This is a genomic window from Streptomyces sp. NPDC054796, assembly GCF_053611545.1.
Window position 1 is genome coordinate 1 of sequence record NZ_JBSHAO010000060.1, and the last position, 13,656, is coordinate 13,656.

General features: G+C 73.6%; 7 protein-coding genes and 2 pseudogenes. 5 read left to right on the forward strand and 4 right to left on the reverse strand.

Annotation, left to right across the window (positions count from 1 at the left end):
- The first annotated feature begins 317 nt into the window (after positions 1 to 317).
- The 5 genes from ACWGJ2_RS33630 to ACWGJ2_RS33650 all read left to right on the forward strand — a co-directional run bounded on the left by ACWGJ2_RS33630 (position 318) and on the right by ACWGJ2_RS33650 (position 6,172).
- Positions 318 to 2,354, forward strand: a complete 2,037-nt coding sequence (locus ACWGJ2_RS33630; protein ID WP_453350146.1) for a hypothetical protein — start codon at positions 318 to 320, stop codon at positions 2,352 to 2,354.
- Between the two features lie 103 nt (positions 2,355 to 2,457).
- The gene (locus ACWGJ2_RS33635) at positions 2,458 to 3,387 is read left to right on the forward strand and encodes a metal-dependent hydrolase (RefSeq protein ID WP_453350119.1); all 930 of its coding nucleotides are present in this window, start codon (positions 2,458 to 2,460) and stop codon (positions 3,385 to 3,387) included.
- A 1-nt stretch (position 3,388) separates the two neighbouring features.
- Positions 3,389 to 4,546, forward strand: a complete 1,158-nt coding sequence (locus ACWGJ2_RS33640) for a PDR/VanB family oxidoreductase (RefSeq protein ID WP_453350120.1) — start codon at positions 3,389 to 3,391, stop codon at positions 4,544 to 4,546.
- Between the two features lie 146 nt (positions 4,547 to 4,692).
- A complete protein-coding gene (locus ACWGJ2_RS33645; RefSeq protein WP_453350121.1) occupies positions 4,693 to 5,385 on the forward strand; it encodes a TetR/AcrR family transcriptional regulator in 693 nt (230 codons plus the stop codon).
- A gap of 130 nt (positions 5,386 to 5,515) precedes the next feature.
- Complete coding sequence (locus ACWGJ2_RS33650; RefSeq protein WP_453350122.1) at positions 5,516 to 6,172, forward strand: SnoaL-like polyketide cyclase; 657 nt, start codon at positions 5,516 to 5,518, stop codon at positions 6,170 to 6,172.
- Positions 6,173 to 6,235: 63 nt separating this feature from the next.
- Here the strand turns inward: ACWGJ2_RS33650 and pulA are convergent.
- The 4 genes and pseudogenes from pulA to ACWGJ2_RS33670 form a co-directional block, all read right to left on the reverse strand.
- Positions 6,236 to 8,890 (reverse strand): annotated as a pseudogene (gene pulA / locus ACWGJ2_RS33655) (pullulanase-type alpha-1,6-glucosidase); the annotation flags it as partial.
- 198 nt (positions 8,891 to 9,088) lie between these two features.
- The gene (locus ACWGJ2_RS33660; RefSeq protein WP_453350123.1) at positions 9,089 to 10,507 is read right to left on the reverse strand and encodes an alpha-amylase; all 1,419 of its coding nucleotides are present in this window, start codon (positions 10,505 to 10,507) and stop codon (positions 9,089 to 9,091) included.
- Positions 10,508 to 10,757: 250 nt separating this feature from the next.
- The gene (locus ACWGJ2_RS33665; protein WP_453350147.1) at positions 10,758 to 11,771 is read right to left on the reverse strand and encodes a LacI family DNA-binding transcriptional regulator; all 1,014 of its coding nucleotides are present in this window, start codon (positions 11,769 to 11,771) and stop codon (positions 10,758 to 10,760) included.
- Between the two features lie 155 nt (positions 11,772 to 11,926).
- Positions 11,927 to 13,528: pseudogene (locus ACWGJ2_RS33670) on the reverse strand (glycoside hydrolase family 13 protein); the annotation flags it as partial.
- Positions 13,529 to 13,656: the final 128 nt, after the last annotated feature.

Below are 13,656 nucleotides of genomic sequence, written 5' to 3' on the forward strand. Positions count from 1 at the left end.
GGCACCGACCCCCACCACACAGCACCCCACACGACCACCAGCACAAACCAAGAACCACGCGGCGCCAGCCACACCGCACCGCAACCACACACCGCGCCGAAGCCACCCGCCCGCACCCGGAACACAACGCACCGCCCAGCGCAGCGCCCCGCACCCCGTGCAGCCGCACAAAAATCAGCGCGGGACCCTACGGCACCCACCACACCGGCCAACCGTCCCGCGCAACACCCCTGTGAAGAGGGCAACCCACCAAACGGCGAACCGCCCAGCGCAGCGTTCCGGGGTGACCGTAGGAAGAATCGCTCGTTCTCGTGAACGTGGGATCCCAGGAAGCGACTTCACCGTATCCACCACACCCGTGGGCGCCGGACGAGGCGGTCGGCGTCGAGCAGGCGGAAGCCGCACTGGTGGAGCACTATCCACGTCTCGTGCGGCTCGGTTACCTCGTGCTGCCGCCCTCTCTCGGCCGTCACCGCCGCGTCCTCGCAGCGCACGCCCTGGCCCAGCGCGCCCTCCCCCGAGGCCGCACCACCACGCGCGCGATCCTCACCCAGCGCGCGCCCGGCGAAGCCCTCGCGCCCCGCGAAACCCCCGGCACCGCCCAGGCCGCCTTCGCCTGGATCCGGCTGCGCGTTCTGCGCGCCGCGCTCGCCGCCGAGCGGCCGAGGCGGCTGGGGCCGTGGCAGCCGAGGGCGCTGCGCGCCCTGCCGCCCCTCCCCGCGCCGCTGCCCCGCGTGTTCGGGCTGCGCCTCTTCCCCCGTTCCGGCGGCGCCGACGAACTGGCCCTGGACCAGGCGCTGTCGGCCGTGTCCGGCGCGGCCCGCGCCGTCTACGTGCTGCGTGGCCTGGAGGGCATGGCGGACCACGACATCCGCTCCCTGCTGCGCGCGGCCGACGTGCCGGACCCCGACGCGGCGCTGGCCGGTGCCGACCGCGTCGTCGCCCCGGCGGGCAGCAGGGACCAGTCGCTGCTGGAGTCCGTCGAGTTCGACCCGTGCTCGCTCCAGGCGCGTCCCACGGATCTGATGCGCCGCCGCCAGCACGCGCGCGCGGCGGTCGCCGTCGCCGTGGCGGCGCTCGTGGGCGGCGGGCTGCTGGGGCTGCCCGGCGACTCGTGGGGCCCCGACGGGCCCGCCGCGCCCCCGTACGCGCGCAACGCCACGGCTGAACGGGCCCTGGATCCGGACGCGTTGGCGCGCGCCGCGCCCACCGCGTGGCGCGACGCGGCACGGCTGGACTTCGCCGCGTGGCCCGCGCGCGGCGACCGCCTCGGGGACCGCGAGCTGCTGCGTCGCGCGCTGGCCGTGTGGGCGCGCCCGGGCCCCGAGGTGAGCGTCTCCACGACGCGCGGCACCCCGGCGGGCCCGCCGTCGGGCCCGCCCCGGCTGCTGTACGCGGGGACCGTGGACGGCGCCCGCGTGGTGCTGCTGCACGACGGGCTGCGGGTGGCCCGGTACGCGGAGTCGGCCGGTGCGGAGCGCGGGGGTGCCGCGCTGGACCTGGCGCGTACGGACGGCGCCGACGAGGTCTCGGCCGGCGCGCTCGTCGTCTCGCGAAGCGACAGCAACGTGCGCTATCTGACGGCTCCTTGGGTCGCGGGCGCGTCGACGGCTGACCTGCTGAGGCCCTCGGACGCGGGGCACCGGGTCGAGGTGGGCGGCGACGGGGTGACCGCGCCGCTGCCCGCTCCCCCCACGGGCGGTCGTGACTGCGCGCGCTGGCCGGGCCTGCTGCTGGACGTGCGGGGCCGCTCAGCGCCGTACCTGTACTCCGATCTGGGCGAGCTGACCCCGGCCCGCCTCACGGACGGCGCCCCCGGCGCCGGACCGGAGGGCTCGCGGGGCACCCCGGCGGACGCGACGGGCGCGGCGGCGCGGACCCGGCTCGCGCACGGTGCGTGCCGGCTGCCCGCGCTGGCGGGGCACGGGGTGCGGTCCGTCAACACGTGGCGGTTCGCCGAGCAGCCGCTGCCGGGCCCTGGACAGCCTGGCACGGCCGACTGGCTGTGCACGCGGGCCGAGACCTGGCGGGGCCAGGGGGCGCGGGCGGCGGCGGTGTTCAGGGCGCCCGCCCGCGAGCCGTCGGAGCCTGGCGCCGCTGCCTCCCCCGCCGTCGGCGGCCCGGCGTGCGGGCCTCGGGAGCCGCGGGTGCTGGGCGGGGTGATGTGGCGTTCGCGGGACGGCGACTGGTATGTGCTGGCGGCTGGCAGCGAGGAGGTCACCTCGGTCACGGCGACCGGCGACGTACGGGGCACGGAGAAGGGCCGCACTCTGGCGCTGCGCGCCGCGAAGGGCAGCCGCACCAGGCTCGTCGCGCGACTGGCGGACGGCACCTCGCTCCAGGCGCTCCGCTAGGGGGTGGCCCGTGCGGTCCGGTCGGACCGGCCCGTACTCACCGGGTGCGCAATCTTCTGCCGTACCCCTGTCGCCAACCGATACCCGACAGTACATTGACGCCATGTCTAATACGGCCAAGAGGCAGCCGGGGAAGCGGCCCGTGCCGGTCGCGTCCGAGCACACCGGGCTGAGGCCGCGCCAGGTCGCCTTCGACTGGTCGCGGACCCCGCTCCACTGGGTGCCTGGCGACCCCGCCACCACGCACACCATCAACGTGCTGCATCTGCTGCTGCCCGCGGGCGAGCGCTGGTTCGTGCACGTCTACAAGCAGGCGCTGCCCCTGATCCGCGACGCGCGGCTGCGCGAGGACGTGATCGGCTTCATCGGCCAGGAGGCGATCCACTCGCAGGCGCACGACGACGTGCTGCCGCAGTTGCGGCGCCTCGGCCTGGACCCCGATCCGTACACCGCCCAGGTGGACTGGTTCTTCGAGAAGCTGCTCGGCGACCGCACGCTGCCGCCCGGCAGGCCGCGCCGCTGGTGGCTGCTGGAGCGGATCGCGCTCATCGCCGCGATCGAGCACTACACCGCCTTCCTCGGCGACTGGGTGCTCAACGCCGAGGCCCTGGACCGCAAGGGCGCCGACCCGGTGATGCTGGACCTGCTGCGCTGGCACGGCGCTGAGGAGGTCGAGCACAGGTCGGTGGCCTTCGACCTGTTCCTGCACGTCGACGGCGCCTATTCGCGACGGGTGCGCACCTGGGGGCTCGCCTTCGGCGCGCTGGTCTTCCTGTGGCAGCGGGGCGTGCGGTTCTTCATGGAGAACGACCCGACGCTGACGGACGGCAAGGCCAGCTTCCGCGCGTTCCTGCGCGGCGGGCGCGAGGGCGTGCTGCCCGGGACCGGGGACATGCTCCGCTCCATACCCACGTACCTGGGCCGCACCTACCACCCTTCGCAGGAGTGCAGCACGGCGCAGGCAGTCGCCTATCTCGCGGGCTCGCCCGGCGCCAACGGGCAGGTCCCGGACCGTACTTCGGGAGGTGCCTGAGATGCCGCGCGCCAGGAACGTCGCGCTGGCCTTCGGCGCCGCGCTGCTCGTCAAGCGGGCCATGGGGCGCCGCATAGAGAAGTCCCCGCTGTGGCCGCTGCCCGCGCTGGACCGGCCCACTTCGGGCACGCGGGGGCAGCGTCGCACGGACACCGGCGTCGGCACCGGCACCGGCATGCGGCTCACCGTCACCGAGCGGGACACGGTGGCGGACGGGGTCGTACGGCTGCGGCTGAGCGGCGCCGAGGGTGCGCCGCTGCCCGCGTGGGAGCCGGGCGCCCACCTCGATCTGGTGCTGCCCTCGGGGCTGGTGCGGCAGTATTCGCTGTGCGGCGACCCGGCGGAGGCCGACGCGTACACCGTCGCGACCCGGCTCATCGGCGACGGGCAGGGCGGACGCGGCGGCTCGCGCGAGGTACACGAGAGGCTGCGCGTGGGTACCGAGGTCGAGGTGCGGGGGCCGCGCAACCGCTTCTCGCTGGTGGAGGCGCCCGCCTACCTCTTCGTCGCGGGCGGCATCGGCATCACGCCCGTCCTGCCCATGCTGCGCGCGGCCGAGGCGGCGGGCGCGCGCTGGCACCTCGTCTACGGCGGCCGTACGCGCGCCTCGATGCCGTTCCTGGAGGAGATCGCGAAGCTCGGCGGACCGAGGGGCATGGTGACGCTGGTGCCCGAGGACGAGGCCGGGCTGCCCGATCTCGCCGCGGCCCTGGCCTGGGCTCCCCCGGAGGCGGCGGTCTACTGCTGTGGGCCCGAGCCGCTGATGGCGGCGCTCGGCGCGCTGTGCGCCCAGGACCCGCCGGGTGGCGGGTTCCACCTGGAGCGGTTCGCCCCGGCGGCGGGCCCTGGACCCGGCGGGGGCGGCAGGGGCGGCGGGAGCGGCGGGAGCGGCGAGGACCACCCCTTCGAGGTCGAGCTGCGGCGCAGCGGCACGACGCTGACCGTCCCGGCGGACACGACGGCGCTGGCCGCGATACGCGAGGTGCGCCCCGACACCGCGTACTCCTGCGCGCAGGGGTTCTGCGGCACCTGTCAGACGCGGGTGCTGGAGGGCGCGGTGGACCACCGCGACGAGCTGCTGACGGACTCCGAGCGGGACGGTTCCATGCTGATATGCGTCTCCCGCGCGCGGGACGGGCGGCTGACCCTGGACATGTGAGAAACCGCCCCGCCCCCCCAAAAAAACCGGACCCGGAACCGGCCCCCGGGCCCGGTCAGCGCCGCCGCCCCTAGCACCCCGTGTCCCATGCGCCCCTTCCGCCCCTTGTCTGCCGGGCGGTCGGCGGGCTCGTTAGGGTTGTCCGCATGACCACTGGCGTGCGCCGCAGAATGGGTGTCGAGGAGCGGCGGAAGCAGTTGATCGCCGTCGCGTTGGATCTGTTCAGCCGACGCTCGCCCGATGACGTGTCGATAGACGACATCGCCTCCGCCGCGGGCATCTCGCGCCCGCTCGTCTACCACTACTTCCCCGGCAAGCACAGCCTGTACGAGGCGGCCGTGCGCCGCGCGGCCGACGAGTTGGCGTCCCGCTTCGTCGAACCGCACGAGGGGCCGCTCGGGGCGCGGCTGCTGCGGGTGATGGGCCGTTACTTCGACTTCGTCGAGGAGCACGGGCCTGGCTTCTCCGCGCTGCTGCGCGGCGGCCCCGCCGTGGGTTCCGCGCGGGCCAACGCCATGATCGACGAGGTGCGCAGGGCCGCCTACGGACAGATGCTCGCGCACCTCGGCCTGGAGGACCCGGGGCCCCGGCTCGCCCTCGTCATCCGCTCCTGGGTCGGCCTCGCCGAGACGACGGCGCTGACGTGGCTGGAGGCGCGTGCCATCCCGCGCGAGGAGCTGGAGCTCCAGCTCGTGCACGACTTCATGGCGCTGGCCGCCGTCACGGCCGCCTACGACCAGGAGGCGGCGGACACGGTGCGCCGCGTAGCGGCGCAGGAGCCCGCGGACGGGCCCTTCGGAGATCTCCTGGAGCGTCTGCGTTCGCTCATTTCTGGTTGATTTGTGAAGGTGATGTAACGTCAACTTCCTTCTTGTGTAGGGAATTTGAAGGCGAGAGGATCGGTCGCGGTCGTTCCGTGAACGACCGTGCTCACCATCCCCCGTTTCCGCACACCTGAAGGGCGGCTCCATGCCTGAAACGACCGAGACCCCGCTGTGGCTCCAGGGCCGGGAGGCGGTCATCGCGGCCTCGGACCCCGGCGAGTGGCGCAACGAGGCGCCGGACTATCACCTGTCGCACCAGGTGATGCCGGCGGAGAGAACCCACCACTTCCAGCCGGACCAGCTCGAAGCGATCGTGGAGACCCTCGCCCAGGTCTTCGAGATGGAGGTCTCGCACAAGGAGGACCCGGCGACCTGGGTGTCCATGGTCACCGACAGGTTCCGCACCCGTGTGAACGGCGGCGAGTGGGCCTCGGCCGCCGACATCGCCGAGCAGGGGAGCTACAACGTCCTCATCGGCGACAGCCCGTTCTACCGCCGTGAGCAGGAGGACTTCGCCTCCCAGCACCATGTCTTCCACACCGCCTTCCCCGGCGGCTTCTTCTGGGAGGTACTGGAGGTCCTCTCCCCGCCGCCCGTCATCGCCTTCAAGTGGCGGCACTGGGGCGACTTCTCCGGCGAGTACAAGGGCTTCCTGCCCACGGGCAAGCGCATCGAGATGTACGGGATGAGCGTCGCGACGGTCAGCGACGAACTCCAGTTGGTCGAGGTCGAGCACTTCTACGACCCGAACGCGTTCCTGAGCGGCCTCACGGGCGGCTGCCCCGTCGCGCACACGAACTGACCCGCGTGGTCCCCGGCCCCCTGGACCGGGGACCACGCCGCTCCGAGGACCGCGCCGCGCCCGTCAGCCCCGGGTGAAGACCGCGACGCTGCGGCCCTGCACGGTGAACGTCCCGGTCCGCGCGTCGTAGGCGGACCGCTTCACCACGGGGTCGGCGCCCTTCGCCTGGACGGGGTGGAGCCTGTAGCCGCGGCCCTTGGCGGCTGCGACGGTCTGCTCCTGTCGCTCCGGGGTGGCGTTGACGACGAGGACGAGCCCGTCGAGCCGCGCCGTCAGCACGCCCGGGGTCTCCTCCGTGCCGGAGAGGGGGAAGCTCAGCGCGCGCTGCACGGAGGCGGCGTCCCGCTTGCTGAAGGACGGCTCCGTGGTGCGGATGCGCAGCAGGTCGCGGTAGGCGGCGCTCGTCGCGTTGATCTCCGTGCAGGAGGGGGTGAGCCGGGGGTTGGTGAGCAGCGGCTTCGCGTAGGGCCACTTGGGCTCGTTGTCGGCGGCCGGGGGCAGGCCGCGCCCGAAGCCGTTGCCCAGGCGGCAGTCCCAGTGCAGTGCGTTGAACCAGTCGCCCGAGTCGTAGGAGTTGCGGTCGAGCGATTTGGAGCGCAGCAGGTCCGTGCCCGCCTGGGAGAGCGCGGGGCCCTGTGAGAGCGCGGCCGTGGCCATGGCGAGGACCTGCATGCGGGAGCGGTCGGCCGCCGAGGTGCCTGCGGGGAGTTTGAAGGCGAGGGCGTCGTAAAGGGTCTCGTTGTCGTGCGCGTCGGCGTAGGAGAGGGCGTCGCCCGGGACCTTCGCGTATCCGGCGGGCGCGCCGTTGTAGTCGACGTCGGAGCCCTTGACCTTCCGGCCCCGCGAGTCGGTGAAGGTGTAGTCGGCGAGGTTGCCGGTGAGGCCGACCTTGATCAGGTCCTGGTAGTGGAGGAGCCGGGCGCGCTGCTCCTCGCGGGTGCCGTTGGCAGGTGACGTGTTGGGGTCGGTGAACAGCCCGGAGGCGAAGCCCTGGACGCGGGGGTCCTCGTCGAAGGGGCCTCCGCCGCGCAGCGCGTCGCGGGAGCGGTCGGAGAAGGTGGCGACGCCGGTGCCCGCCATGTTCTTCTGCGTCGCCTGCGTGAAGCGCGCGTCGTCCGCGACCTCGCCGAAGTTCCAGCCCTCCCCGTAGAGGACGATGCTCTTCCCGTCGACGCCGTCCTTCGCCATCGTCAGCCGGTCGAGGGCCGCGCGGACGGCGAGGATGTTGGCCTTGGGGTGGTGGCCCATCAGGTCGAAGCGGAAGCCGTCCACCTTGTACGCGCGGGCCCAGGTGACCACGGAGTCCACGGTGAGCTTGCCCATCATGGCGTGCTCGGGCGCGGTGTTGGCGCAGCAGGTGGAGGTGGCGACGGAGCCGTCGGCGAGCAGCCGGTGGTAGTAGCCGGGCACGATGCGGTCCAGCACGGACTTCGGGTCCTGGCCGCTGGCCGAGGCGTGGTTGTAGACGACGTCCATGACGGTGCGCAGCCCGGCCCCGTTGAGCCCCGCGACCATCTCGCGGAACTCCTTCGTACGGGACGGGCCCGAGGGATCCGAGGCGTAGGAGCCCTCGGGCACGGTGTAGTGGAGGGGGTCGTAGCCCCAGTTGAAGGCGTCCTCGGCGGCGACCTCGCCCACGCACTCCTGCTGGCGGGGCGAGTCGGCGGGCAGCGCGGCGAGGTCGCAGCCGGGCTCGCGCTGGTCGGACCTTCGCTCGGGCACGGTGGAGAAGTCGAAGGCCGGGAGCAGGTGCACGTACGAGGTGCCGGAGCGGGCCAGCTTCCGCAGGTGCCGCATGCCGTCGGAGCCGCGGTCGGTGAAGGCGCGGTAGGCGCCGGGGTGCTTCGACGTGGGGTCGGAGACGGAGAAGTCGCGGACGTGCAGCTCCTGGATCTGCGCGTCGCGCAGCGGGGTGGCGCGCGGCTTGCGCAGGTTCCGCCAGCCGGCGGGGGCCAGCGCGGGGTCGTCCAGGTCGGCGACGACGCTGCGCTCGGAGTCGGTGGTCAGCGCGGTGGAGTAGGGGTCGGTGACCTCGTTGGTGACCACTTTCTGTGCGGCGGGGGCCCAGACGGTGACGCGGTAGCGGTAGGTGGCGCCCGCCCAGTCGTCGGTGTCGCCCGTCGCGCTCCACACCCCGCTGTCCGCGCTGCGGCGCAGGGGCACGGTGCGCCCGTCGATCTCGGCCTCGACCTCGCGTGCGGTGGGGGCCCAGACCGAGAGGGTGACGCGATCGCCATGGGGTCCGCCGTGGGGTCCGCCGTGGAAGTCGGGGCCGAGGGTGGCGCGGGTGGCCTTGCGCGCGTAGAGGTCGTCCAGGACGCCGGGTATCTGCACCCCTGTGGCCGCCGAGAGCGCGGTGCCCGCGTCCTCCCCCTCGCCCTCTCCGGCGACGGCCACGACCTGTCCGCGCAGTGCCTCGCGGAGTACGCCGGTGTCGCGTTCGGTGAGGCGGTAGGCGTCGTAGTCCGCGGCGAGGTGCGGGTGGGCCGCGCGCTGTGCGTCGCTGAGGCCGCCGGGGACGCGGGTGAGGGCGAGGCGCGAGGCGTCGCCCGCGAGGTCGCCGTCCCTGACGGTGAGGCCGCCGTCGGCCGCGTACGCGAGCAGGTGAGTGTCCGCCGCCTCGCCGAGGCCCTTGGGCCAGGCCACGGTGGTGCGGTCGATCCACTGCGCCCTGGCCGAGGCGAGGTCGAGGCCGTCGTCCTCGGCGGCGCCCGCGCCGGGTGCCCCTGCCCCGAGCAGGGTCAGCGGCAGCGCCAGCAGCAGGGCGCACAGGGCGAGTTGGCGGTGCCGTCTCACGTGCGGGGTTCCTCTCTGTCCGGTCTGTACGGGGTGCGGTCCTCCGGTGCGGCGGCGGGGCACGGGTACCCCCTCCCCCGCCGCCGCGCCGGAAGGTGTCAGCGGGTGGTCAGCGGGCGATCAGCAGGTGGTCTTGCCCGCGCAGAGCGCGAGCGCGGTGTTCGGGCCGAGCGTGGCCGTGACCTGGCCGCCGCTGACCGTGCGGGTGGTGCGGGTCTGGACGTCGCAGTACGTGCCGTCGGGCAGCGACGTGCTGTAGGTGCGGGTCAGCGAGGAGCCCTCGTGGTTGATCGCGACGAAGCCCTTGGTGCCGCGGCTGAAGGCGATGGCGTCGTTGCCGTTGTCCCACCAGCCGCGCACGTCGGTGCCGCGCACCGCGTTGCGGAAACCGACCATCGACTGGATCTCGGGCCAGGCGTGCTGGCACTTCCAGCCGCTGAGCCAGCAGGCGTCGACGGTGCCGCCGTTGGGCGGGCCCGCGTCGTTGTCGCCGAACTCGTAGCCGGAGTGGACGTCGGGCGAGCCGTAGGGCCAGGCGAGCATGAAGACGTTGGCCAGCGTGTAATCGGCGCCGTTCTTGTAGCTGAGGGTGGAGCCGTTGCGCTCGGTGTCGTGGTCGTCGACCATGACGGCGGCCCGGCCGCCGTCCATGTAGCCCCAGCCCGTGCCGTAGTTGGTGAGGTAGGCCAGCCTCTCGTTCTGGAAGACCCGCTTGAGGTCGAAGGCGTAGCGGAACTCCTGCACGTCGCCGACGCTCAGATACTCGCTCGGCGAGACGGCCTCGCCCGCGCCGTAGATGGCCTCCTGCTTCCAGACGATGTCCTGCCTGCTGAGCCGGGACCTGATGTCGGCCAGGTCGGCGGCTGGCATGTGCTTGGCCGCGTCGATGCGGAAGCCCGCCGCGCCCAGCGAGAGCAGGTCGTTCATGTACGCGGCGATCCGGCCGCGCACATACTCCTCGCCGGTGTCGAGGTCGGCGAGGCCGAGCAGTTCGCAGCTCTGGACGTGGTAGCGGTCCTGGTAGTTGTTGATCGTCGACTGGCAGTCGTTCATGTCCCAGACGGAGTACGTGCCGGGGTAGTCGTACTTCGTGTACGAGGAGCCGCCGGTGCCGGTGCCCGAGCCGGAGGTCATGTGGTTGATGACCGTGTCGACGACGACGCCGACCCCGGCCGCCCGGCAGGTGTCCACCATGCTCTTGAACTGGGCACGGTTGCCGAGCCGGCTCTCCAGCTTGTAGCTGACGGGCTGGTACTGGGTCCACCACTGGCCGCCCTGGATGTGCTCCTGGGGCGGGGAGACCTGGACGTAGCCGTAGCCGTTGGGGCCGAGCCTGCTGGTGCACTCCCTGGCGATGGAGTCGAAGCGCCAGTTGAAGAGGACGGCGGTGACGTCCTTGCTGCCGGGAGGTGCCGCCTGTGCCCGGGTGGGCGTGACGGCGAGCGCGGCGCTCACGCAGAGGGTGAGCGCGAGGACGAGCAGTGCGGTGAGGGGTCTCTGTCGGTACGCGGTGCGGATCTCGCGCGGGATCGTGGCCATGACGCCTCCGATGAGAAGCGAATGCGGGTGTCCGCCTCGGGGGCAACGCGCCGCGCCCGTAAGGCCGTTGAGGTTGAACCGGTCCGGCCGGCCGGGCGCGTGGAGCCCGGAACGGGCTCCCGGCCGGCCGGACCGGAGCGGTTGAGAACGTAACAGCTTGCAGAAACTTGTGGAAGAGATTGCGCAGAGGTTGCCGGACGGAATCCTGGAGGGGCCCAAGTGCCCCTCCAGGGCCCCGTCAAGCCGATCGTCAGGACGGCGGCGCCTGGCCCGTGGAGCCCCGCACCACCAGCTCCGGCTGGAAGACGAACTCCGCGTGCCGCACCGGGTCCTGGCCCGTCTCCTCCAGCAGCGCGTGCACGGCCGCGTTCGCCATCGCGCGCACGGGCTGGCGCACTGTCGTCAGCGGCGGGTCGGTGAAGGCGTTCAGCTCGGAGTCGTCGTAGCCGACGACGGACACGTCGCGCGGCACGTCGAGGCCCCGTTGCCGCGCGGCCCGCACCGCGCCCAGGGCCATCAGGTCGCTGCCGCAGACGATGCCCGTGCAGCCGCGGTCCAGCAGCGCCCCGGCCGCCGCGTGCCCGCCCTCGACGGTGAAGAGGGTGTGCTGCACCATGCCCTCGGCGGCGCCCACGTCCCCCGCACCCCCGGCCGTGTCGTCCAGCGCCTCGGCGAAGCCCTCCGCCTTGCGCCGCGCCGGGACGAAGCGTGCGGGGCCGACCGCGAGCCCGATCCGCTCGTGCCCCAGCTCGCGCAGATGCCGCACCGCGATGTGCGCCGCCGCGCGGTCGTCGGGCGAGACGAAGGGCGCGCTGATCCGCTCGTTGTAGCCGTTGACCAGCACGTACGGCACCCCGCGCCCCGCCAGCCGCAGATAGCGCTCCGGGTCGGCCGAGAGGTCGGCGTGCAGCCCGGAGAGGAAGATGATGCCGCTGACCCCGCGCTCCACGAGCATCTCGACCAGCTCGTCCTCGGTCGCCCCGCCCGGCATCTGGGTGCCCAGCACGGGCGTGTAGCCGTATCCCGAGAGCGCCTGCTCGATGACCTGCGCGAAGGCGGGGAAGATCGGGTTGGTCAGTTCGGGGATGACGAGGCCGACGAGTCCCGCGCTGCGCCGCCGCAGCCGTACGGGCCGCTCGTACCCGAGCACGTCGAGCGCGGCCAGCACCCGCTGCCGGGTCGCGTCGGCGACGCCCGACTTGCCGTTCAGCACGCGGCTGACGGTGGCCTCGCTGACCTCCGCCTGCTGGGCCACGGCCGCCAGCCGCCCGGTGGGCGGCCGGCCTGCGGGGAGGGGACCGGCGGGCTGGTGTCCGGCCGGAACGGCGGAGGTCACGCGCGATCCCCTTCCGCTTCCCCGCCGTCGCCACCGTGCCCGCCGTCGCCGTCGCCGTGGCCACCGTCGCCGCCGAGTCCGGCAACTGTCCACCAGGCCGTGGTGTCGGCGGGCAGCGCGGTGCCGCCGCCGTCGTACGGGCCGCTGGCCAGCAGCAGCTTCCCGAGCCCCGGCGGGAGCGGGGCCGGACGCGTGCCGGTGTTGGCCGTGCAGACGAGGTCCCCGCGCCGGAAGGCCAGCACGCCCTCGGGCGCCTCCAGCCAGGTGACCTCGTCGCCCGCGCCGAGACCGGGGTGCGCGCGGCGCAGCTTCAGCGCGGCGCGGTACAGCTCCAGCGTGGAGGCCGGGTCGCCGCGCTGCGCGGCGACGGCCAGCTTGCCCCAGCCCTCGGGCTGGGGCAGCCAGGAGCCGCCGGGGCCGAAGCCGTACGAGGGCCCGTCGGTCTCCCAGGGCAGGGGCACGCGGCAGCCGTCGCGCAGGCCTTCCTGCCCGTTGTCCCGGAAGAACGAGGGGTCCTGACGGGCCTCGTCGGGCAGCTCCGTGACCTCGGGGAGGCCCAGTTCCTCGCCCTGGTAGACGTACGCGGAACCGGGCAGCGCCAGCATCAGCAGCGCGGCGGCGCGCGCCCGCTCCAGGCTGCCGCCCAGCCGGGTGCGGTGCCGCACGACGTCGTGGTTGGACAGCACCCACGTCGCGGGAGCGCCGACGGGGCGCATGGCCGCGAGCGACTCCTCGATGACGTCGCGCAGCGCGCCGGCGTCCCAGTCGGTGTCGAGGTAGTGGAAGTTGAACGCCTGGTGGAGTTCGTCGGCGCGGACGTAGAGCGCCGTGCGCTCGGTGGTCGGCGTCCATGCCTCGGCGACGGCGATCCGCTCGCCCGGGTACTCCTCCAGCACGCGCCGCCAGGAGCGGTAGATCTCGTGCACCCCGTCCTGGTCGAAGTAGGGCACCCGCGACGTGCCCAGCAGCCGCGCCCGCTCGGACCCGCCCGCGTCGGGCAGCCCCTCGGCCTTGACGAGGCCGTGCGCCACGTCGACGCGGAAGCCGTCCACGCCCCGGTCGAGCCAGAAGCGCAGCACGGAGCGGAACTCGTCGTGGACGGCGGGGTTTTCCCAGTTGAGGTCGGGCTGTTCCGGGGCGAAGAGGTGGAGGTACCAGGCGCCGTCGGGTGTACGGGTCCACGCTGGACCGCCGAAGACGGACTCCCAGTCGTTCGGGGGCAGTTCGCCGTCCGCGCCCTTGCCGGGCCGGAAGTGGTAGCGGGCGCGTGCCGCCTCGTCGCCGCCGAGGGCCGCGCGGAACCAGGCATGCTGGTCCGAGGTGTGGTTCGGCACGATGTCCACGATCACGCGCAGGTCCAGCGCGTGCGCTTCCTCGATCAGCGCCTCGGCGTCGGCGAGGTCGCCGTAGCGCGGGTCGACGACGCGGTAGTCGGCCACGTCGTAGCCGCCGTCGGCCTGCGGCGAGGCGTAGAAGGGGCTGAGCCAGACGGCGTCCACGCCCAGCTCGGCGAGGTACGGGAGGCGGGCGCGGATGCCCGCGAGGTCGCCCGTGCCGTCGCCGTCGGCGTCGGCGAAGGAGCGCGGATAGACCTGGTAGATCACCGCGTCCCGCCACCACCCCGGGCCGTCGCCCGGAGCTTTGGCGACGAGGGTCGCGCCGGGGGCGGTGTCGTGCTGCGTCATGTCATCCCTGGTGGTGGAGAGTCGTGGTGGTGGGGGCGGTGTGCCGCCCGTGGCCGCCCATGGGTGTACGGGCGCCATGGGCATACGGGCGCGCGGCGCCGTGGCCCCGCGCCCGGAGAGCGGGCGGG

Bases quoted from the DNA above. Each gene is read 5' to 3' on its own strand.
- ACWGJ2_RS33635 (WP_453350119.1), top strand. From the start codon at position 2,458: ATGTCTAATACGGCCAAGAGGCAGCCGGGGAAGCGGCCCGTGCCGGTC.
- ACWGJ2_RS33640 (WP_453350120.1), top strand. From the start codon at position 3,389: ATGCCGCGCGCCAGGAACGTCGCGCTGGCCTTCGGCGCCGCGCTGCTC.
- ACWGJ2_RS33645 (WP_453350121.1), top strand. From the start codon at position 4,693: ATGACCACTGGCGTGCGCCGCAGAATGGGTGTCGAGGAGCGGCGGAAG.
- ACWGJ2_RS33650 (WP_453350122.1), top strand. From the start codon at position 5,516: ATGCCTGAAACGACCGAGACCCCGCTGTGGCTCCAGGGCCGGGAGGCG.
- ACWGJ2_RS33660 (WP_453350123.1), bottom strand. From the start codon at position 10,507: ATGGCCACGATCCCGCGCGAGATCCGCACCGCGTACCGACAGAGACCC.